This window comes from Lactococcus garvieae subsp. garvieae, from assembly GCF_029024465.1.
GTDB lineage: Bacteria > Bacillota > Bacilli > Lactobacillales > Streptococcaceae > Lactococcus > Lactococcus garvieae.
Genome location: NZ_CP118950.1, coordinates 754,790 through 774,969, shown reverse-complemented (window position 1 = coordinate 774,969; position 20,180 = coordinate 754,790). Strand labels below are relative to the sequence as shown.

The 20,180-nt window shown below is 37.5% G+C and carries 21 protein-coding genes, 1 tRNA gene and 1 pseudogene; 4 read left to right on the top strand and 19 right to left on the bottom strand.

Annotated features, from left to right (window positions below):
* Positions 1-327: 327 nt before the first annotated feature.
* The 6 genes from PYW30_RS03850 to PYW30_RS03825 all read right to left on the bottom strand — a co-directional run bounded on the left by PYW30_RS03850 (position 328) and on the right by PYW30_RS03825 (position 4,514).
* Positions 328-1,464: a glycoside hydrolase family protein gene (locus PYW30_RS03850; RefSeq protein WP_080719675.1), complete on the bottom strand. Its 1,137-nt coding sequence runs from the start codon at positions 1,462-1,464 to the stop codon at positions 328-330.
* Between the two features lie 544 nt (positions 1,465-2,008).
* Positions 2,009-2,530 (bottom strand): DUF6287 domain-containing protein, encoded by a 522-nt coding sequence (locus tag PYW30_RS03845; RefSeq protein WP_232254495.1) that lies wholly within the window; start codon positions 2,528-2,530, stop codon positions 2,009-2,011.
* Positions 2,521-2,838 carry a hypothetical protein gene (locus PYW30_RS03840; RefSeq protein WP_232254496.1) on the bottom strand — a complete coding sequence of 106 codons (318 nt, stop codon included), beginning with the start codon at positions 2,836-2,838 and terminating at the stop codon, positions 2,521-2,523. The genes PYW30_RS03845 and PYW30_RS03840 overlap by 10 nt, the downstream gene beginning before the upstream one ends.
* 344 nt (positions 2,839-3,182) lie before the next feature.
* A tRNA-Tyr gene (locus PYW30_RS03835) sits at positions 3,183-3,254 on the bottom strand.
* Between the two features lie 188 nt (positions 3,255-3,442).
* Complete coding sequence (locus PYW30_RS03830; protein ID WP_004258174.1) at positions 3,443-3,799, bottom strand: YxeA family protein; 357 nt, start codon at positions 3,797-3,799, stop codon at positions 3,443-3,445.
* Positions 3,800-4,169: 370 nt separating this feature from the next.
* Positions 4,170-4,514 (bottom strand): YxeA family protein, encoded by a 345-nt coding sequence (locus PYW30_RS03825; protein WP_014025030.1) that lies wholly within the window; start codon positions 4,512-4,514, stop codon positions 4,170-4,172.
* 224 nt (positions 4,515-4,738) lie between these two features.
* On the opposite strand from PYW30_RS03825, the pseudogene PYW30_RS10690 reads away from it, so the two are divergent.
* A pseudogene (locus PYW30_RS10690) lies at positions 4,739-4,858 on the top strand (tyrosine-type recombinase/integrase); the annotation flags it as partial.
* A gap of 74 nt (positions 4,859-4,932) precedes the next feature.
* On the opposite strand, the gene gyrB reads toward PYW30_RS10690, so the two are convergent.
* The 5 genes from gyrB to PYW30_RS03800 all read right to left on the bottom strand — a co-directional run bounded on the left by gyrB (position 4,933) and on the right by PYW30_RS03800 (position 9,434).
* Positions 4,933-6,891: a DNA topoisomerase (ATP-hydrolyzing) subunit B gene (gene gyrB, locus PYW30_RS03820; protein WP_042218611.1), complete on the bottom strand. Its 1,959-nt coding sequence runs from the start codon at positions 6,889-6,891 to the stop codon at positions 4,933-4,935.
* A gap of 159 nt (positions 6,892-7,050) precedes the next feature.
* Entirely contained in the window at positions 7,051-7,554 is a 504-nt protein-coding gene (locus tag PYW30_RS03815) for a YwaF family protein (RefSeq protein ID WP_232254497.1), read from the bottom strand.
* Positions 7,478-7,786, bottom strand: coding sequence for a hypothetical protein (locus PYW30_RS03810; protein ID WP_232254559.1), 309 nt, complete (start codon positions 7,784-7,786; stop codon positions 7,478-7,480). Before PYW30_RS03810 ends, PYW30_RS03815 begins: the two co-directional genes overlap by 77 nt.
* A gap of 11 nt (positions 7,787-7,797) precedes the next feature.
* Positions 7,798-8,397: an HAD family hydrolase gene (locus tag PYW30_RS03805; protein ID WP_014025033.1), complete on the bottom strand. Its 600-nt coding sequence runs from the start codon at positions 8,395-8,397 to the stop codon at positions 7,798-7,800.
* Positions 8,398-8,450: 53 nt separating this feature from the next.
* Complete coding sequence (locus PYW30_RS03800; protein WP_042218609.1) at positions 8,451-9,434, bottom strand: dimethylarginine dimethylaminohydrolase family protein; 984 nt, start codon at positions 9,432-9,434, stop codon at positions 8,451-8,453.
* A 398-nt stretch (positions 9,435-9,832) separates the two neighbouring features.
* Between PYW30_RS03800 and PYW30_RS03795 the strand changes: the two genes are divergently transcribed.
* Both PYW30_RS03795 and PYW30_RS03790 read left to right on the top strand, forming a co-directional pair.
* Positions 9,833-10,525 (top strand): YitT family protein, encoded by a 693-nt coding sequence (locus PYW30_RS03795; RefSeq protein WP_023889871.1) that lies wholly within the window; start codon positions 9,833-9,835, stop codon positions 10,523-10,525.
* 146 nt (positions 10,526-10,671) lie between these two features.
* Entirely contained in the window at positions 10,672-11,310 is a 639-nt protein-coding gene (locus PYW30_RS03790) for a glycoside hydrolase family 73 protein (protein WP_016170895.1), read from the top strand.
* Between the two features lie 83 nt (positions 11,311-11,393).
* On the opposite strand, the gene PYW30_RS03785 is transcribed toward PYW30_RS03790, so the two are convergent.
* The 4 genes from PYW30_RS03785 to PYW30_RS03770 form a co-directional block, all read right to left on the bottom strand.
* Positions 11,394-12,287, bottom strand: a complete 894-nt coding sequence (locus tag PYW30_RS03785) for a DNA/RNA non-specific endonuclease (protein ID WP_023889872.1) — start codon at positions 12,285-12,287, stop codon at positions 11,394-11,396.
* Between the two features lie 109 nt (positions 12,288-12,396).
* On the bottom strand, positions 12,397-13,203 hold the full coding sequence (locus tag PYW30_RS03780) for a glycoside hydrolase family 25 protein (protein ID WP_004258205.1): 807 nt from the start codon (positions 13,201-13,203) through the stop codon (positions 12,397-12,399).
* 70 nt (positions 13,204-13,273) lie between these two features.
* Positions 13,274-14,398, bottom strand: a complete 1,125-nt coding sequence (gene hemW / locus PYW30_RS03775; protein WP_042218606.1) for a radical SAM family heme chaperone HemW — start codon at positions 14,396-14,398, stop codon at positions 13,274-13,276.
* 43 nt (positions 14,399-14,441) lie between these two features.
* Positions 14,442-15,029 carry a hypothetical protein gene (locus PYW30_RS03770; RefSeq protein ID WP_042218604.1) on the bottom strand — a complete coding sequence of 196 codons (588 nt, stop codon included), beginning with the start codon at positions 15,027-15,029 and terminating at the stop codon, positions 14,442-14,444.
* Between the two features lie 157 nt (positions 15,030-15,186).
* Here PYW30_RS03770 and PYW30_RS03765 point away from each other — a divergent pair, with 157 nt between their 5' ends.
* Positions 15,187-16,779, top strand: coding sequence for a bifunctional aspartate transaminase/aspartate 4-decarboxylase (locus tag PYW30_RS03765; protein ID WP_016170893.1), 1,593 nt, complete (start codon positions 15,187-15,189; stop codon positions 16,777-16,779).
* 65 nt (positions 16,780-16,844) lie between these two features.
* Here the strand turns inward: PYW30_RS03765 and tpiA are convergent, their stop codons facing one another.
* The 4 genes from tpiA to PYW30_RS03745 all read right to left on the bottom strand — a co-directional run bounded on the left by tpiA (position 16,845) and on the right by PYW30_RS03745 (position 20,133).
* Positions 16,845-17,603, bottom strand: coding sequence for a triose-phosphate isomerase (gene tpiA / locus PYW30_RS03760; protein ID WP_042218601.1), 759 nt, complete (start codon positions 17,601-17,603; stop codon positions 16,845-16,847).
* A gap of 135 nt (positions 17,604-17,738) precedes the next feature.
* A complete protein-coding gene (locus PYW30_RS03755; RefSeq protein WP_004258232.1) occupies positions 17,739-18,650 on the bottom strand; it encodes a bifunctional riboflavin kinase/FAD synthetase in 912 nt (303 codons plus the stop codon).
* 1 nt (position 18,651) lies between these two features.
* Positions 18,652-19,557 (bottom strand): tRNA pseudouridine(55) synthase TruB, encoded by a 906-nt coding sequence (truB, locus tag PYW30_RS03750; RefSeq protein ID WP_042218599.1) that lies wholly within the window; start codon positions 19,555-19,557, stop codon positions 18,652-18,654.
* A gap of 123 nt (positions 19,558-19,680) precedes the next feature.
* On the bottom strand, positions 19,681-20,133 hold the full coding sequence (locus PYW30_RS03745; RefSeq protein ID WP_004258242.1) for a VOC family protein: 453 nt from the start codon (positions 20,131-20,133) through the stop codon (positions 19,681-19,683).
* Between the last annotated feature and the right edge of the window lie 47 nt (positions 20,134-20,180).

The window sequence follows — 20,180 nt, the reverse complement described above, 5'->3', positions numbered from 1 at the left end:
TCATCATTCTTTTGAGTAAAACGCTATGAATCAAAGGAATTGATTTGTAAACCCAAATAATATTTGTCTAGTGTGAATTTGAAAACTACTACTTAATTTTGGCATAACATATATAGTCTTTTTTAAATTCTAGAAATTATTTCATTATATAGGGAATAATTTCCCATTATATCCCTTTTAGACATGTCTAAAATTAACATATCCTGTCACTTAAATTTAAGAGGAACTATAAATAATTTAAAAAAATCAAGTACTACATGTAGATACTTGTAATAACTAATCAAGGGATCGAACCTTGACGATGAGGCCAACTTTAGTTACTTAATTTTATTTCACAATAATTGTATCTTTAGGAAACTCTTTATACAATTCGGTGCTGTACATTTTATCTACTGGAAGATTAAGCTTTCCAAAATCATTTTGGAAGTTGTTAAGAAAACGTTCGCTTTTAATCCATTTACATTGTACGCCGTTTGATACGTACCAGTTTTTTGTGTCAATTGTCATAATTAAATACATTTCAATTTCTCCTTTGTCTGTTCCTGATCCACCAGATACTGGTGTATTAAATAGTGCTATTTCTGCATTTCGACGTCTTATCAGTCCCTGTTCGTGAGCTGATCCCTTATTAATATATTTTGGCAGTGAAGCTAAAATATATTCATTAGATGCATTTTTATCCCAGCCATCATTTGCAAAAATTCCTACGCCAAGATTGTATGTAAAACTCACCATTGCATCAAATTGATTCTGATTGAAACTTCGCGTGAAGTAATCATTTACTGCTTTTTCATACTTTTTAATGTCATTCTCAAATGCACTGTCTGCTTGTGCTTGTGTCCAACGAGTAACGCCGGCTACAAGATTAGTATACCCTTTAGGTTCTGCATGTCCCCAGCCAATAGTAATCATACCATCATTATTATCATAAGCCGTTAGAACACACTTTTCAAAGTCTTTAATCAGTGCTTTACCTTTTGGACCTGTAGATGTTGCTTTACCACCATCTCCAGGTGAAGGTGCCCCACCTTTCGGACGAACAATCTTATCAAAGCCATACCAACTCCATGAATTTTCTCCTGGCAGGAGTTGGGCATACTGTGCGTTCAAAATATTTTGTTCAAGTGTTGTTACATTATTTCCTGCAGTGGACACAACAATACCTGTGTGCCCACTCCCTGGAACTTTACTTGTGCTAATAAAGAAAATATCTCCGGCACGCAATTGGCTAAATGATGGTGTATTAATCACATCAAATCCAATAGCAGCCCAATTTGTTTGTGTTGCTACGTTCCACGATGTATAGGCATCCGTTCCCGGAAAATAACCCCATTCATCCAGATCATTCGCAAGTTGTTGTCTGCCCGTTTCTGTGATGAACCAATCTTTCATCAAGTCACCACATTGACCTGCTCCAACCTTTTTTCCGTTTACTCGGTTGGAATAGTCTACAATGTTTTCCATTTGACCCTCCTTCTGATCGATGTACGTTCAATATTTTTTAATATTAAAGCGGACATCTTAATAATTTTGGTAAGCCATAGATATTCGTCAATACATATTTTACCTTGCCTAAAATAATAAACAGCTGCACTTTTTAGGAATAACTTCATGTTGGAATCGAACCAACAGTCTCATACAGACTTGCCATTTTGAAGCAGTTATAATATCTCAAAACTTCTTAATTGAAATAAGATATTATTTCTTTACTAGCTTAATTTAATTATAAGCCTGATTTTTAAATTGTTCCAGTTTATGGAAAGTTTTATATTTATTTTAATTTAGATAGATAGAAAAGAGTTTTTTATACCCTTCTCTCTTTTTTGCTCCTTAAATTAAAAACCCTACAAAGTGTAGGGTTGAACTGAAATAACTAAATGATATGTAAAATTAGCATTAATCTCTATAAAAATATAAGTCTGCAGGAAAGTCTGCACTATTTTGAGTTATTACTAACCTTGGCTGTGAGGTATCTGACTGGTCCCCATACTTATTGAGCTCACCGATTTTAAACATTCCTATTGCTGCCCCCCCCAATAGAGCCTTTACTATCAGCACGTAAAGATAAAAAGGGTTCATAGTTTTGATCAATTTTAGGAATACCTATTACCATGGCATAACCATTCCAAGTAACACTTTTATCAGAATTAATTACTAGTACTTCACCTTTTCCGTTTTTCCATGTTCCAACCAACGTAGAAAAATCACCCTTTAAAATAGCCTCTTTGTTTAAATCTTGGACAGGGGTTGGGTTCGGAAAAGTATCTAAATGATATTTTTCTTTAATAATTTCATTTAATTGTTCGACAGGTATGATCTTTGTGGCTAATTTATTTGTCGCTTGCTGCGCTTGATCATTATTATAAAATTCATTAAAAAGTTCTTCTTTAGTAAACTGCTTCCGCTGAACCTTACCATTTCCAGCTTCAATAGTTACTATGTTTTCTTGAGTAGAAATTCGATAGGGATCATTACTAGCAACTGTAGGAATGAGGATTGACCCTTTATCTATCGTTCCACTCATTGCCATTCATGAGATAAATTTTGCTGTTCTATCTCCTCTTCTGTCGAAGAAGAGAAGTTAAATTCTTTACTCGCTTTTTGAATTAAAATAGCTATTTTCTGATTTAATGTCAAAACTTCCCAACTTTTAGAAAGTGAATGAGAGTCCCGAGTTACTTCATTCGAAGCTGTTACATCTTTTTCTTTTGTAGATTCTTTACTTTTTTCCTCCGTCTTTGGTTCAGTCTTTTTCTCATCTCCTTGCTTGTTTGACGAACACGCTGCAAGTGAAAAAGAAGCTAAAACCAGTAAAGATAATAGTGTTATTTTTTTCATAAATCCCTCCATTCTCATTTTATTATAAAATCAAATAAATTGGAACTCACACTTGTTCTTCACTCTCAATTTTTACAAAACCCAAGAAAATTTCCACTTGATTGAAAAACTCCAGCCAAAAATAAAATAAAAAAACTAGCATCAACTAGATTTTTTACCTCTTTAAAACATTCTCTGTGTTCCCTTCTAATTATTTTAATAAATATGTCTGACGGGGCACACACTAAAGCACCTATGACGTAAATATTATTGCATCTAAAATAAGAGATAAATCAATTTAAATAAAAAAAGCCACCCTACGAATCAGATGATCTAGGTAGTCTCCGCCAATTTTATAAAGTCTATGCTCTCTACAAGGTTCGAACTTGTGACCCCACGTTACAAGTGAAGTGCTTTATCAACTGAGCTAAGAGAGCTCAGTCCCTTACATAAAGGAAGGAAACTTACTAGAATCATTCATGTTATAAGTTTTATAAATGGACTTTTTTGAGCTCTGAGCCTGACATAATGAATACCCAATTTATAGGTAAAAGTATTATCGCAATGAATAAGGATAAACGCGTGATGGTTTAAGAGAATAAACAACGACGTTACTTATTGGCATTCATTCAAGATTTTCCAATGCATTTTTAGGAACCTCGCTTCTTTTACGCTCAACCGTACTGATAACTTCCCCTTTACTATTAGGAAAAACTTCTAAATAAGTATTTTCTTTTATTTTATCAAGTGTATTAAGCTTTAGTTCTTTACTCTCTCCTCTTTGGTCATATCCTTTCAGAAGATAGGTATATTGAGTGGATCCCTCACCTCTACTGTATATATATTTTTTGTTTACATGGGTATCTTCACCATAAACTCGTACATAATAGCTGGGCCCTTTATAGCTTGAATTATACCAAGTTAAGCCGGTAACTATTATAATCACAATAATTGAACCAAAAACTAGAAGTACATTTTTCATCTTATATTCCCTTGAATTAATTTTAGTCTATTAAATTGAATTATAACATAAAAACCCTACGTGCAAGATAGGGCTAAAATTGATAAAGTTTCTTCTTGTTTTTCCTGCCCTCTATTATTATAATAATTCCAACGATGAAAGCTTTATAACAAAAAGGCAACACCGAAGCGGACACTCGCCTACTGAGAACGGGCACTTATTATAGTATTCACCTTATTTTAACGGTTCGGAAAAACGGTATATAATATTAAACTTATGACATAACATGTACTAAAAAACTCCCCAAAGAAAGAAGGATGCAGATGTTTAAAGCTATAATTCATTTCACATTATATACCTAACTTTTTCAACACTTTTATTTTCATTCACTTTAAATCTTATCCAATGCCTTCTCTGGCACATCTTTCTTTTGCACTTCTTCCCAACTTGTGACCCCATTTTTATGATTCCAAGTGAGTTTCAAATATGCATCATGTCTAAGATTATGAAGTGCTGTAAATTCTAGATCTTTTTCATGTCCTGCCTGATCAAAGCCTTTTTCGTTATAGCCAAATCCATGCCAAGTATTGCCATTAGGAGTTTTTTCAGTTAGCTTTTTCCCATCCTTATTCACTTGAATATAGTAGTCTTTTCCACCATATTCAGAGTTATACCAAGTAAATCCCCCACCAATGATAAGTACTAATGCAACTAATCCCAATAAAATTTTTTTCATTTTTCCAAATACCTCTTTTTTTATTTTACAGAACTTATTTTACACCCCTTCTTCTGTACATGCACTTACAATTTTGTAATAAAAAAATAGCCCCTGTTTTAAGCTGACTAAAGTGTGTATATGTTCCCTGTGGTATTACAGTCTGAGTGTGGTTCCCATTTGCCATTGTTTCCAGACATTTCATAGACAAACGGATAATCCTTAACCAATAAGGAGGGAAGCCCCCATATCAATCTATAATGGAACGTGTAGGGCATTCTAACGCTAATACAACACTAAAGATTTACAACCATGTCACTAAAAAAACTCGGGAAGAAGTCATTGAAGCGCTGAATAACATTTAACACCTTGCCCCTTTTCAATAAAATAAGAAAATTGACATAACAAAACCCTTGCAAATACAAGGGTTTTTAAATTATTAAACGTCAATAGTAGAGTATTGTGCATTGGCTTCGATAAATTCGCGACGTGGTTCAACACGATCACCCATTAGCATATCAAAGATTTTGTCTGCTTCCGCGGCATCTTCTACAGATACACGCGCCATTAGACGGGCATCAGGATCCATCGTTGTTTCCCAAAGTTGGTGATCATCCATTTCTCCTAAACCTTTGTAACGTTGTACTGTTGGTTTGGCACGACCTTGAGACCATTTTTCAAGTGCAAGCTTCAGCTCACGTTCTTGGTTTTCCCCTGGCTGGATGTATTCTTTTGTTTCCGATCCGACTTTGATTCCGTAAATTGGGGGTTGAGCGATATAAACATACCCCGCCTCAACTACAGGACGCATATAGCGATAGAAAAGTGTCAACAAGAGGGTACGAATGTGCGCCCCATCGACATCGGCATCGGTCATAATAACCAGTTTATGATACCGTGCTTTAGACAAATCATAATCAGCGCCAAAACCAGTGCCCATCGCTGTAAAGAGGGAACGGATTTCTTCATTTGCCAAAATCTTATCCATTGTTGCTTTTTCCACGTTCAAGATTTTACCACGGATAGGCAAAATAGCTTGGAATTCACGATTACGTCCAGACTTAGCAGAACCACCGGCAGAATCCCCTTCGACGATGAAAAGTTCTGTTTGCTTAGGATCATTGGAAGAGCAGTCCGCAAGTTTACCAGGCAAGTTAGAAATCTCTAAACCTGATTTTTTACGCGTTACTTCACGCGCACGTTTGGCCGCAATACGTGCCTTGCTCGCAAGAATACCTTTCTCAACAATCTTCTTCGCAACTTGAGGATTTTCAAGCATGAAGGTTTGCAACGCTTCTGAGAAGAGTTTATTGACAATACCTGTCACTTCACTATTTCCCAACTTGGTTTTGGTTTGACCTTCAAATTGTGGATTAGGGTGTTTAACAGAAATGACAGCGGTCAAACCTTCACGGACGTCGTCCCCAGTAAGGTTTTCTTCGTTATCTTTAAGCAGTTTTTGAGCTTTTGCATAATTGTTTATCGCACGCGTTAAGGCAGTACGGAAACCTTGTTCATGCGTACCCCCTTCATGCGTATTGATATTATTTGCAAATGACATGATTGTTGAATGGTAAGTTCCTGTATATTGCATAGCAACTTCTACAGTAATTCCCTCTAACTCACCCTCTGTATAGATGGGCGTATCAAAAATAACTTCCTTATTTTCATTGATAAAAGAAACATAGGATTGAATTCCACCTTCATAGTGGAACATAGCATGATTGTTTTCTTGGCCTTCACGTTTATCAGTAATAGAGATGCGCAAACCACGATTCAAGAAAGCCAATTCACGGACACGTGTTACTAACTTGTCATAGTCAAAAACTTGTGTTTCGGTGAAAATAGTTGGATCTGGTGTAAAGTGAACGACAGTACCACGCTTATCTGTTTCACCAATAATAGCTAAATCTTCGACGACAACACCACGATGATATTCTTGATAGTATTTTTGACCATCTTTATGCACAGTAACATCTAACTGTGTAGAGAGGGCATTAACAACAGATGAACCCACACCGTGCAGACCACCAGAAACTTTATAGCCGCCACCGCCAAATTTACCACCAGCATGAAGGATCGTAAAGACCGTTTCAACCGCAGGACGTCCTGTTTTTTCTTGGATGTCTACTGGAATACCACGTCCATCATCTACAACTGTAATTGAGTTGTCAGGTTCAATAAACACTTCAATATGACTGGCAAATCCCGCAAGCGCTTCATCGATGGAGTTATCAACAATCTCCCACACCAGATGGTGCAATCCTTCCTTTGAAGTTGATCCGATATACATCCCAGGACGCATACGCACCGCTTCAAGTCCTTCTAAAACTTGAATTTGACTGGCATCATATTCTTCTGCCATTTTTTCAATTTGTTCTTTATTTTCTTCGTTCAAAATAATCTCATTTCTTTGAAAATACTTACTTATAATTATAGCACATTTTAGCTTTTTTTACTATATAGTGCGAGCCATAAAAGCTTTTTCTCCACCCTAATAATTTCAGAAAAAAAGCAGCTTTCCGCCACTTTTTGATGTCATATATTTGTTTATTTCTTAATTCATACGAACTTTCGGTGATTTCTTCCATGACCAAGGAAGATAAATAAGAAGCCAAAAGATCAGCACAATAAAGATCAACCCTAAAATATAATAAGAACCGAACATATTAGAGATGGGTTCAAGTGGACTCCCCGGAACTGGTGTCCTTAAGAAGAAAAAGTTTTGATTCCAAACTTGATTGAGGACCGCACAAATGGGCACTACAATCGCCAAAAAGATGACAGGACGCCAGAGTTCACGCCATTGGGGGACAAGATCTCCTGCAATCAAACGCATTAAAACATACGAGATAAGTAAGCAATGAATCAGAAAGCTCTGCCATACAAAGACATTAATGAAATTGTTGGTTACCCAGTTTGGAGTTACAAGTGCAAAAATTGCTCCAGGTAAAGTTAAGCTATACAAGAGCTCACGACTCGTCTTAGTGGAACGCATTGCATCGAAAACAATAATGAATATACCAAGCCCACACAGTTGAAAAGGTAAGTCTGCGTACAAAAATTGATGGGGTCATCACTAAAATGATATCTCTAATGATTTCAAGCAGCAAGGTAAACGAGGCAACAAGTAAACGTAATAATTTTCGTCGCTCATCATTTGCGCGCAGGTAAGCACGGATCAAGCCAAAACTGATCAGTGCTAGAATAGCAAGGGCAAAAAAGTGATCGGCACTGAAAAGGCCAAAGCCTGGTCCAACTGCTTTTTCATTAGATATAAGAAAAGTATTCATTGTGGTTCAGTTTACTCCATAATGTCTGATAATTTTTTAATGCTTCTTGTCGCTTGGGGGTATTCTTGGTGGCTATCAAAGAAAATAGTCGCAATACCTGCTGCACGACCGGCTTCAATATCCAAAGGACGGTCACCAATCATCACCGTATTCTTGGGGTCTAATTTATATTTTTGTACTAAATAATTTATTGAATCTGGTGCTGGCTTACGTGGAAAACCATTATCAGCGGTAACAACTTCAGTAAAATACTGAGAAATATGGGCTGCCTCAAGAATATCCAGTACTTGCTTATCTCTATGAGAAATCATAAAGTTTTTGCAGTTCTGGCTCACGATAGCCTGCAAAAGATCAGCAGCACCTTCAAACAAAATTGGCTTGTCCAAAGCTTCTGCTTCTAGTTTTCGATAGGTTTCAAGAAATTGTGGTATATGACGCGCGTATTGGTCCACAGCATGTGCTGTAGAAACTTTGAGTGCCGCATAGACATCGTCATGCAAAACTACTCGTTCTTCTTTTTGCCAAAGTGCTGCAGCAAAAGCATGACTAGAATTTTCGTAATTATTAAGTAAAGTGCCACCTAAATCCCAGATATAGTTTTCGTAGTTCATTTGATAATTATATCACAGCCAAGGGCTGGCTTTCTGTTTTAAACTTATACTTCTTATTTTCGAAATAAAGGCTGTGTGCTACATCTAAATGAGCCACCCAGGCTTCGGGATATTTTAAAATCAAGGTATTCTGGACGTATTCCTCTTGCTTCAAGGGCTTCACCAATGTATTTAAATTCTGAATCTAGAATATATACCTCTTCATTTATTGGGAGACCATTTATCGCAAGCCTTGCAATATCTTCAAAAGGAACATTTATTCTGTCCCAATTTTTAAGCTGTTCAGGTATACCTGTTAAAAAGGCTTCTTCACAGACAATCATTAGACCATCTCTAACCAGACTTAGAGCGCAGTCAAGATGCAAAACATCAGGATGAAGTTTAACCTCAACCACCTCATAGTCCCAATGCGCTAAATAAGCTTTGAGCCATAAATAGCCGTTATGATTGCTCGCTTTCCCTGAATTTCCCACAAATACTGTTTTTCCTAAAACAAGGACATCGCCCCCTTCTAAGAAAGGGCCACTTTCATCCTTTTCTCCTTGTGAAGTATCTGCCATTGGAAGAGAAACGTAAAAGGCATCACTAGAGTAAACGTTCTCCATGAGCATGTTTCTTACAGGTAAAACTTCATTGCGACGATGGAAAAAGCGCATAGAACCTTCAATCACGGAGTGACCAATCGTAAAGAAGGGATCACGTACAAAAAAGTTTGCAGCACCAAAGACTTTCCCTTGTTCTTTCTCATGATCTGTAAGAAGACGTGGACGTAAAACTTCAATATTATATTTTTCTAACAAAGTTTGTAGTTGTGCACGCTCTTTTTCCCATTGTCTTTGTCTTTCAGGGAATACTTCTGCGTAATTTTTTCCACTGGTGTCTTTGTTATTAAACATATCAAGAACATCATCTTCAAGGAAGGACCCATCATCATTGGTGTGTTCCTCATGAGGCAAGATAAATTCAGATTGTGTTAAAACTACACGTCTCAGTGGCGCGAATTCACTTGTAACACCTATTTCATTTACTTTGCTCATATATTCCCCCCTTTAAAACTAAATTATTTGCTCATTCTTATATTATAACATTTTGTGATTTTAAAAAGTCCTCACATTGGTGAGGACTAAAGATGTTACAAAAAGAGTATTATTTGGAATACTTGTATTATACATTGGTCTTCTTAACCAAGACTAAAAAAGACTGCTTTTTTAATAAATTAATTTCTTTTTTCTAGATTTATCTGAATTTTTAGGTATTTACTATAATATGATAGTAATTTCGACCTTAAACAAGGTTTAATTAAGTTTTAAATGTAATAATATTAGTTACAACACTGATAAATATAGGCTCCTTTAAAAGCAATTACAAAGATACGAAATTATTTATTCAATGCTTTAAGGATACCCTAGAAATAACGAACTGTGAAGGAGAACTTATGACACTTTTAGGCGTAAAAATAGATAAATATTTTATGCGAGATTTACTGATACTACTTATTGGCGTGGGGCTATATGTCCTATCTGTACAACTTTTCGTCATCCCCAACCGACTCGCCAGTAATGGAGTTGCTGGATTTTCTGTATTGATGGACTTTGTCTTTGGTGTTAATCCAGCTTTAACTTTCTTCCTCGTTAATGTGCCTCTATTTGCTTTTGGGCGTAAATACTTGTCTTCACGTGAGCTTCTTCTCAGTATTCCTGGTGCAGCCGCTATGAGTATCTGGATGATAATTTATGAAGCAATCGGAATTACCGGGATTCAGTTTTCTAATATTGTCTTCGCTGGTATTTTTGACGGAATTCTCTCAGGAACAGCTGCTGGATTAGTCATTATCTCTGAAGGAACTTTCGGGGGAACCTTGCTTCTAGGACGCATTTTAGAAGAAAAATGGAGCTTCAAAGTGGACAAAGTTTTATTTGGTGGGGATGTCATTGTCTTAAGTCTTTCTCTTCTCACCTACCTCACCCTACCAAACTTTGCCGTGACATTATTGTCTTGCTATCTCTTCAGTAAAGTCACTTTGCTTGTTGGTCGTGCGGATTATCGTCAAGAGCTCTTACAACGTCTTTCAATCCTTCGTCTACCTCAGTTTGGTACTCAAGTGATTAAAGAGCGAAATAGAAAGTAAGAAATAAAAAGTAAGAAATAAAAAGTTTCCAAAAAAGTGGAAACTTTTTTTATTTATGTTCAAAAGCGGAGCTGCTCTCCTATTTTTCTGGCATAACAAGTGTTGAACCTATCCACAAATTGAAACTTTTTTGTTATACTAGTGACATGACATATGATAAAAAGCGCCGAAAGGCGACTTCTAAAATCCGAAGTTTCTTTCGCATTATTGTACAGCTTTTGATTTTTCTCTTTGTTGCAGCCAATCTCTTGAATTTTAGAGTGATCCAAACCAGTGATAATCGCAATAGCACTGAGCTTGCCAACCAAGTTGAAACAATTACAGAATACAACTTCATTCGTACTATAGCACCATATGCGCAAGAATCACAAGAAAAGTACCACGTGCTTGCTTCTCTGACTTTAGCTCAGGCTGCCTTAGAAAGCAACTTTGGGCAAAGCGGACTTGCAGCAAAATATTACAATCTTTTTGGTATCAAAGCTTACGGAAATGTTCCTACAGTAACTTTAGAAACCAAAGAATTTGAAAATGATAAATGGGTGACTGTGAAAGCACAGTTTCGCGTTTACGATGGCTGGAAAGAATCTGTCGAAGGACATGCCTATCTCTTTACTAAGGGCACAACATGGAACCCTAAGCAATATGCGAGCGTTTTAGCTGCAAAAAACTATAAAGAAGCTGCGAAAGCTGTGCAAACCTCTGGTTATGCAACTGACCCAGCTTATACGGAGAAGCTTATTCAGATGATTGAGAGCTACGGTTTAGATCAATACGATAAGATTTAGTCTTTCTTTCCAAAAGACATAAAAAAAGTAGAAACAAAAATTCTGTTTCTACTTTTTTTATGTTTCAAACACGCATTTGCTCTCTACTGCAAAATTATGCCCTTGCCTGAAGCATAATCAATTTGGATGCCAGGCTGCACATTGGGAATGAAAACATTAAACTCTAAGCTTCCATCTTTCGATTTGGCTTCCATGTGCGTCCCTGATGGCACCAGATCTTCACCATCATACATAGGTTCTACACGATAACGGACTGTTTTATTCTTATCCAGCGCTTTACGCACTAAACCTTCATAATAGTTTTGGCCAGTATTTTCCTCATTGCCATTACTTGCCTGATTAGCCCAAGCGGTTTGTGTACTGATGTTTTGTGGGTTGGCTTCAGAGGCATCAAAGCCCTTAATATTTCCAGCTAACGCATAGCCAATCGAATGCCCACGATTATAGAGTGTGCTGTATGATCCTGAAGGAATCATGAGTTGTTTCCAGCCCACAGGATTGATTTTTGCACTGTTTGACTTCCCATCTGCACCCGTTGTTTCGGAACGGTTTTTGTACTGACGACTCGTCTTGTTGAGGAGCGCATTGGCAAGTTTGGGACGCCCTAAAGCATCTTGCTTTGCCAGTTGGACATAAGGTGCACTGTTCACTTTTGCGTCCAAATCTGTTTTGTTGTCATTGACAATAAAGGCACCTGTTCCATTGTAAGTCACTGAATCTTTCAGATTCTTTTTTATTGAAGGTGTCAGAACCGATTGTGCTAAGGATTGTGTCGGTACTTTGTCTTTGACACTGCCATAGTCTACCTTGCTAAAATTTTTAAGCTGCTGACTTTGCGCTGGCTGATTCAGTGATGAGGACCCTGTAACTGTCGACAGTATTTCAGGATTCGATTTTAGAAATCCTAAACCAAGAACAACAACTGTTCCTAGAATCCCTGCCCCTGCTTTCAAACCTGTTTGTTTTTTCTTTGCCATCTTCGCTCCTGATTTTATCTTATTGCTCGTTCGTTTTTTTATTTCTTCTTGTCTCAAAAACAACATAAAGAAAATAGACTTTCGTCTACTGCTGTTTCCCTTTATTAGCTTAGGGATTTCTAAAAAGTTTATCGTACTGTTCTTGTGTACGAATCATGTTTAAATCTAAATGTCCACCATAGCTCGACAATTGACCACGGTCTGTGAACTGGTGCATATCATAGTTCAAATCTGTTTTAGGAGATGTATCCCACATTCCAGTATTTCGACCATAATCAGCCATCCAAATTGAACTAAAATGGCTAGAGTCAATCTTATGGTCAGTCAAGAACCAATCTTGGGCGTAGATACCAATATTCTTGGCGCCTAGGCTCTTAAGCTCCTCACGGAAAGCCTCCACACCTTCACTCATATTATCCATGGTTACTTCTTCAATATCCAGCCAATAATATGTGGGTTTAAAAGGATGAGCCCGTTCATAAAAGAGACGTGCCTGTTCTTTCATTTCTTCAACATTTTTACCATTGACATAGGCATATACAGCAACAGGAACTCCCCGCTTTTGCAATTCGCTCATGTGCGTCTTAAATTGACGATCTTCACCGTTTTTATAAGCCGCTGCATTGTCCTTACTTGACTTTCCTGTCTGTACACGTACAACAGCTCCAATAACTTCTTGACTCATTAAATTATAATCAATATCTTCAGGTCGTTGCCATGCGGAAATATCTACTACAAAACGGTTCAAATCAACATCTTCATTGCTTAATGATTTATTTACAACCACTGTTTCTTCTTTTTCATGTGTCGCCGCCATTTCGGGAACCTGGTATCTTAGATTACCAAAAGCAAAGACCAGAGCAGTAAAAATTCCAGCAACAATCATGGTTGCCAGAGGGGTAAGCTTTTTTCTCATATTACTATTTTCACTCTTCATTCACACTATTGTAACATAGATTAGGACAATATTTTTCAGATATGCATACTTAATCTAACAAAAATCGTTCAAAAACTTCATTTCCTAATTCAAATCCTTTTTCCGTCATCTGAATCCGTCCATCCGCTTCAAACAACATCTTTTGCAACGTCAATTCTTCAATAATTGTGCCATAAATTTCTTCAAGTGTTTGACCAAATTTTTTATGGAAACGTTCAATAGATACGCCATTTTTTTTGCGTAAGCCTAGAAACATCTCCTCCTCAATCCTTTGTTTTCTTGTCAATACTTCTTCATTTACGCGTTTATTTTCTTCACGTAAATAATGATGAACAGGTCCATGATTTTTATAACGAATGCCTTCAAGATAGCCTGAAGCCCCCGCTCCAATGCCATAATATTCCGCATTGTCCCAATAGGTCATATTGTGTTTACTTTCATAGCCTATTTTTCCAAAGTTCGAAACTTCATAATGCGAGTAGCCTTTAGCAGTCAGCGTTTCAATAATATACTCATACATATCCGCATTACGATCATCAGATGGTAATCGGAGGCGCCCACGACGTTGACGATTCATAAACACTGTATGATCCTCGAGAATCAAACTATACAAGGCAACATGGGGAAGGTCCAACTCTAAGAATTTTTGCACATCCCGCTCAACCATTTCCATTGTTTGGTTCGGTAAGCCATAAATTAAATCTATCGTGATATTTTCAAATCCCGCTGCACGCAGCCTTTCTATGGAAGAGTAGACTTGTGCTTCAGTATGAGTTCGGCCAATTTTTTTCAAAAGTTTATCATCAAACGATTGTACACCAAGTGAGATACGGTTCACAGGTGACTCCGCTAAAACAGTAAGGACTTCATCTGTCAAATCAGAGGGGTTTGCTTCCACTGTGAACTCTTCAAGTTCTTCTAAATCAAGATTTTTCGTCAGATGTGTAAGTAATTTTTCAAGCTGTTCTGCAGGTAAAACACTCGGTGTTCCACCACCAATATAGAGAGTTTGTAAACTACTAATGCCATAGCTATCATATTCTTTGAGCAGCTCATCAATATAGGCTTCAACCGGTTGTCCCGTCATCAAAACTTTAGCAAAATCACAATAGTAACAAATATGTGAGCAAAAAGGGATATGTACATAAGCTGCTTTTGTTTCGTTCTTCTTCACTTTATTTCCTCTTCATTATTTGTTTTATGATTTTTACAGGTTTTCACTCAATGTTCTTTTTTATGGACTTATCTTTCATTTTTAAAATCACTGTCATTAAGATATTTAGCAGGAAAAGGTAAACGGGGAAAGCAAGATGTGCAAAATCCCAAGTGCTTGTAGCAGGAAGGGCAATTCCCGTTGTCAATATTCCAGCAGCAAAAGGCTTAATACTTTCTGTTTCAGGATATCTCCAAGCTTTAATCAAGGTGGGCAAAGCTGCTAAAGCATCACTCACAATAGCCAATAAAATTGCCAGATCAGAATTTTGTGTCAAATACCAGATGACTAAGGTGACCAGTGACACTATTCCACAGGACAAATCAAAAAGGGTGATTTTCCAAAAGGATTGCTTATTTATAAAGGAGGCGACAAAAACAAGTAAAGGCGTAAAACCAGCCATGAAAACAGGAATTTGCCCGAGGCTAAACCCCGAAGAAGAAAACGTAGCAAAAAAGGCAATCATGGGTGCTAAGGCCCAAAGGAACCAAGTTATTTTATTGGGAATAACCCAACCTTTGAGTGTAGCTCTCACGTAGCCCAAAGCAAAATACAAGGTCACAGCAGCACTCAAAATAAGTAAATATGCCATATCGCCGCTCTCCTTTACTGATAAAAACTCATATCTTACTATTGTAACAAAAAACAAGCAAAAATTTTATCATTTTAGACTATTTGAGTCAATTTGTTTTCTATTTATTGTGTTATAATTAATAACAAAAGTTCAATAAATTTAAATGGGAGAACACATGGAAAAAGAAGTTACCATTAATGATTATACCGGTTTAGGAGCTTTTGAAGTTAGCTTTGAAATGCTTAAACTGGCAGAAAAAAATAAAAAAGCCAATATCTTTTTGAATGCCGGTCGTGGCAATCCAAACTGGATTAATACCAAAGCTCGTTTAGCCTTTAATCGCTTGATTGAATTTGGTATTAAAGACTCCCTTCGTACGATTGAAAAAGCTGATATGGCCGGTTACACAACATTAAAGGGAATCGGACAACGCTTTGAAGCATTCTTAGAACCTGACGATGACGAGATTGATAAATTCTTGATTGATGTCATGGACTATATCGAAATTGATCTTAAACTCAATATTGACGATGTGATTAAGGAATTTATCGATGGTGCCATCGGAAATAACTACCCCGTTCCCAGCCGTTGCCTGAGAAATACAGAAATTGTATTGAACCGCTTCATGGAAAAAATTCTGTATAATGGCGTTCACCTTGAAGACAAGACACAAATCTTCCCAACGGAAGGCGGTACAGCTGCGATTGTCTACATCTTCAACTCACTCAAACGCAATAAATTAGTTGTTCCGGGTGATAAAATCGCTATTAACACGCCGATCTTTACTCCTTACTTGCAGCTTCCTGGTCTAAGTGAGTTCAATCTCGTTGAAACATTAATTACTTCTGATGAGAGTGACAATTGGAGCATTCCCGAAACAGAAATCGAAAAATTATCAGATCCTGAAATCAAGGCTTTCTTCTTGGTTAATCCATCAAATCCAGGTTCTAAAGCATTCAGCCAAGAAACACTTGACGCTTTACAACGCGCTGTTGAAAAAAATCCGGATCTCATCATTATTACAGACGATGTCTATGGCACTTTTGTTCAAGATTTTCAATCTGTCTATAGTGTTGTTCCTTATAATACCATTCTCGTTTATTCTTTTTCAAAACTTTTTGGTGCAACAGGTTGGCGTTTAGGGCTTATTGCCATGCAGGAAGATAACGTCTTTGACCGTCTTATCTCTGAGCTTGATCCCGAGGATATTGAAAAACTCGACAAGCGCTATGATATTGTAACCCACGACACTAAAGAGTTACCATTTATCGAACGTATTGTTGCTGATTCACGTTCCGTTGGTCTCTATCATACAGCTGGTCTCTCTACACCGCAACAAATCATGGAAGTTCTCTTTGCCTTTACTCATTTGATTCATCGTAAAGAGGCAGATCCTTACTTTGAAGCTTGTGATGCTCTTATCGATGAACGCTATCAAGATTTGCTTAAAGCCATGAAGTTAGAGCCAGACAACTCAAAAGAGAATGCTAAATATTATACGCTCGTAGATATTTACCAACTGGCCGAAATCCGTTTTGGGAAGAAATTCCGTATCTATTTGGAAGAAAACTTTGATTATTTGGAATTCTTGCTCAATCTGGCCGACAAAAATGGTGTGGTCTTGATGGACGGGACAGGTTTTGGTGCTTCTAGCGGAACCCTCCGCATCTCTCAAGCCAACTTGCCGACAGAAGATTATTACTTGATTGGGAAACAGATCATTAATCTTCTCAAGGAATATTACTCGGATTATTTGAAGAAGAGATAAACGCAAAAGAAAACCCAAATGAAACAAAAAAAAAAAAAGAAACCTCAACAGGTTTCTTTTTTATCTTATTTGTAAATTTCAAGCAAGCCAAGGAATGAATCAGCTTCAAGTGAAGCTCCACCAACCAAGGCACCGTCGATATTTTCTTTAGACATAAGTTCAGCAACTGTTTCAGGTTTTACAGAACCACCGTATTGAATACGTACAGCATCTGAAATTTCTTTTCCGTAAAGTTTTTCAACTGTTGAACGAACAACACCACAAGTTTCGTCAGCGATTTCAGCTGTCGCAGTTTTACCTGTACCGATAGCCCAGATTGGTTCGTAAGCGATAACCATGTTCGCAACATCTTTACCGTCGATACCAGCAAGACCAGCTTCGATTTGAGCTGAAACCCATTCAGCTGTTTTACCAGCTTCAAAAGTTTCAAGTGTTTCACCACAGCAAAGGATTGGTGTTACACCAGCTGCGATAAGCGCTTTAGCTTTTTTATTGATGTCTTCGTCTGTTTCGTGGAAGTACTCACGACGTTCGCTGTGACCGATTACTGAGTATTCGATTCCTTCTGCTGCAAGCATAGCTGGAGCGATTTCACCAGTGAAGGCACCTGAATTTTCAAAGTAAACATTTTCAGCTGCAACTTTAAGTGGGTTATTTCCACGTTCTTGTACCATTGATACAAGGTAAAGTGCAGGAGCTGCGATTGCAACTTCTACTTTGTCTTCTGATGGCAATTTACCGTCAATGTTAGCGATAAATTCTTTAACCTCTTTGAGGTTTTTATTCAATTTCCAGTTACCAGCGATAATAGGTTTACGTGACATTATTAATGTTCTCCTTAAAAATTGTTCTTATTAAGTATATCACAATCTGGCTCTTTCTGCTTGAATTAATGTTTCAAGCTTTTTCACATCCCACTCGTATATCAAATAAAGAGCAACAGAAAAACCTAATCAAAATTAGGCTTCTTTTACTTTATATTGACGTGCTTTTTCTTCGTCGTCTTTCATCTGAACAATCAGAGCTTCAATGCTGTCAAATTTAATCATTTCTCGAATCTTATCGAGCCAGAGAACCGTTAAGTTTTCTCCGTACAAATCCAAATCTTTATCAAAAACATGGATTTCCACTGTTTTTTCTTTGCCATTAAAAGTTTCATTATAACCAATCGAAGCAAAGCCACGTTGACGTTTGCCCTCCCAGAGAACATCGACTGTGTAAACACCAGGTGAGGGGAGGTGAATAAAGTCTTTGATTGCCAGATTAGCCGTTGGATAGCCAATTGTTCGGCCACGTGCAAAACCATGCACAACAATTCCAGTTGTCTCATAAGGGTAACCCAGAAGCTCATTTGCTGCTTCAATGGCTCCAGTTTTTACAAGTGCACGTATCCGCGTAGAGGAAATTTTCCCTTCCTCATCTGCAACTTCTGGTATAACGACCACTTTATATTGCTCATTGCTTTTGAGCTGTGTCATGTCTGAGCCCGTTTTATGGTCAAAGCCCGTAATAACAATCTTCGGCAAGAACTTTTCCACTACATTTTTAGAGAATTCTTCTGCTGTTTGTTTCGCAAAGCTTGAAGTAAAATCTTTAAAAACTAGATAATCTACACCATTTTCTGCAAAAAGTGCTTCTCGTTTTTTATCACTTGTTAACTTAAGCAACATATCTGGTTCAAATTTTTGAAAAGTAAGTGTCGGTTTTTCCGGAAAAGTTAAGACGGCAATCTTCAAATTTAGAACAGCTGCAAGTTTTTTTGCTTCAGCAAACAATGCTTGATGACCACGATGTAAACCATCAAAATAGCCCAATACAAGAACTGTAGGTTCATTCCAATTTTTAATTTCGTCAAAATATAAAGTTTTCATTTTAATTTATTACCTTATTTGGTTTTAATATTCCTGGTTTTTCGGGATGTCTCATATAGACAGCAATCAATTGCTCTTGATAAAAGAAAGCAAAGCGTTTGCCTTCGCCAAGCTTAGCAAACTCAGTCTCTTCAAATTTTTTACCCACGCGCACCGCAGCAGCTTGTTCGTCTGTGACATCGATGCGGGGCAAATCAGAAACCGCAACTTCATTAGGTTGCAATATCTCATCAAGTTTATCAGCAAGAACCATAGCCTCAACCTCTTCCAAAGTCAATGCTTGATCGATATTCAATCCATTGGCTGCAGTCCGCTGTAATTTAGACATATGCCCCGCATAGCCCAAAGCATGAGAGAGATCAACCGCCAAAGTCCGAATATAAGTCCCCTTACTACAAGCAACACGAAACGTAAATCGTGCACAGCCCTCTTCAAAAGTCACTGGACTTGTCCGCACGAATGATTTAATTGTAACCTTTCGTTTAGGACGCTCAACCGTTTGTCCCGCACGCGCATATTCGTAAAGGCGCTTGCCCTTCACCTTGACGGCCGAATACATCGGTGGTACTTGTTGAATTTCCCCAACAAAATGTGTCATCACCTCGTCAATTTCTTCGTCTGAGAGAGTTGACGGCACCGGTGTGGTTTCAAGGACTTCACCTTCTGCATCTTCTGTTTCTGTAGAGAAGCCGATCGTCACTTCACCTTCGTATACTTTTCCCGCCTCTTCCATGTATTCCAGAAGACGAGTGGCTTTACCCACAGCTACAGGAAGAACTCCTGTCACTTGTGGATCAAGCGTTCCTCCGTGGCCGATTTTTTTTGTTTTTAAAATTCCTCGAAGTTTAGCAACAACATCAAAAGATGTCCAGCCCGCTTCTTTATATACATTTAAAATTCCATTCATAGATACATAATTATAGCACTTTTTCAGACTTATTTCAGATAAAGAAACACTGTGGTTAAAAATAATCACAAAAAAACGTAGCAATTTCTGCTACGTTAAACTACAAATACCGTTTGAACGTTTTTACATTTCTCCAAGTTTAGAGTAAGGTTGCGCATGTAACATCCATCGCACGCCATATTTATCCGTAAAATCGCCCATAGCGCCACCCCAAAATTGTTCTTCAAAAGGCATATTTATTGTCACTTTTCCTGAGTCAGATAAGTGTTTCCAAAATTCTTGCGCTTCTGCCATAGCCTCTTTATCTTCTGAATTAAGGTCTAATAAAATCGATATTCCTGTATAGCTTAAAGCTTCATGTTGAAAATTATCTGCGGCCATAATAGTCGTTCCTAAGATATCAAACTGACTGTGCATCGTCATTTCTGCTGCTTGTTCTTCAGATAAACCAAATTCTTTTGCCTGTTCAGCAGCGACAGGAACACGACGGATATTTTTTGCACCAAGAACTTCTTCATAGTAAGCAAGTGCTTCTTTGGTATTGTTAAGAGCAATATAAGGATGTATGTTAGCCATAAGCGCCTCTTTCTTTTTTTTTACTTGCTGATGTGACACCTTTATTT

Excerpts from the sequence above, each read along its gene's own strand:
- PYW30_RS03850 (WP_080719675.1), bottom strand. The coding sequence starts at position 1,464 with ATGGAAAACATTGTAGACTATTCCAACCGAGTAAACGGAAAAAAGGTT.
- PYW30_RS03845 (WP_232254495.1), bottom strand. The coding sequence starts at position 2,530 with ATGGCAATGAGTGGAACGATAGATAAAGGGTCAATCCTCATTCCTACA.
- PYW30_RS03840 (WP_232254496.1), bottom strand. The coding sequence starts at position 2,838 with ATGAAAAAAATAACACTATTATCTTTACTGGTTTTAGCTTCTTTTTCA.
- PYW30_RS03830 (WP_004258174.1), bottom strand. The coding sequence starts at position 3,799 with ATGAAAAATGTACTTCTAGTTTTTGGTTCAATTATTGTGATTATAATA.
- PYW30_RS03825 (WP_014025030.1), bottom strand. The coding sequence starts at position 4,514 with ATGAAAAAAATTTTATTGGGATTAGTTGCATTAGTACTTATCATTGGT.
- PYW30_RS03810 (WP_232254559.1), bottom strand. The coding sequence starts at position 7,786 with ATGAATACTTTTCTTATATCTAATGAAAAAGCAGTTGGACCAGGCTTT.
- PYW30_RS03805 (WP_014025033.1), bottom strand. The coding sequence starts at position 8,397 with ATGAACTACGAAAACTATATCTGGGATTTAGGTGGCACTTTACTTAAT.
- PYW30_RS03800 (WP_042218609.1), bottom strand. The coding sequence starts at position 9,434 with ATGAGCAAAGTAAATGAAATAGGTGTTACAAGTGAATTCGCGCCACTG.
- PYW30_RS03795 (WP_023889871.1), top strand. The coding sequence starts at position 9,833 with ATGACACTTTTAGGCGTAAAAATAGATAAATATTTTATGCGAGATTTA.
- PYW30_RS03790 (WP_016170895.1), top strand. The coding sequence starts at position 10,672 with ATGACATATGATAAAAAGCGCCGAAAGGCGACTTCTAAAATCCGAAGT.
- PYW30_RS03785 (WP_023889872.1), bottom strand. The coding sequence starts at position 12,287 with ATGGCAAAGAAAAAACAAACAGGTTTGAAAGCAGGGGCAGGGATTCTA.
- PYW30_RS03780 (WP_004258205.1), bottom strand. The coding sequence starts at position 13,203 with ATGAGAAAAAAGCTTACCCCTCTGGCAACCATGATTGTTGCTGGAATT.
- PYW30_RS03770 (WP_042218604.1), bottom strand. The coding sequence starts at position 15,029 with ATGGCATATTTACTTATTTTGAGTGCTGCTGTGACCTTGTATTTTGCT.
- PYW30_RS03765 (WP_016170893.1), top strand. The coding sequence starts at position 15,187 with ATGGAAAAAGAAGTTACCATTAATGATTATACCGGTTTAGGAGCTTTT.
- tpiA (WP_042218601.1), bottom strand. The coding sequence starts at position 17,603 with ATGTCACGTAAACCTATTATCGCTGGTAACTGGAAATTGAATAAAAAC.
- PYW30_RS03755 (WP_004258232.1), bottom strand. The coding sequence starts at position 18,650 with ATGAAAACTTTATATTTTGACGAAATTAAAAATTGGAATGAACCTACA.
- truB (WP_042218599.1), bottom strand. The coding sequence starts at position 19,557 with ATGAATGGAATTTTAAATGTATATAAAGAAGCGGGCTGGACATCTTTT.
- PYW30_RS03745 (WP_004258242.1), bottom strand. The coding sequence starts at position 20,133 with ATGGCTAACATACATCCTTATATTGCTCTTAACAATACCAAAGAAGCA.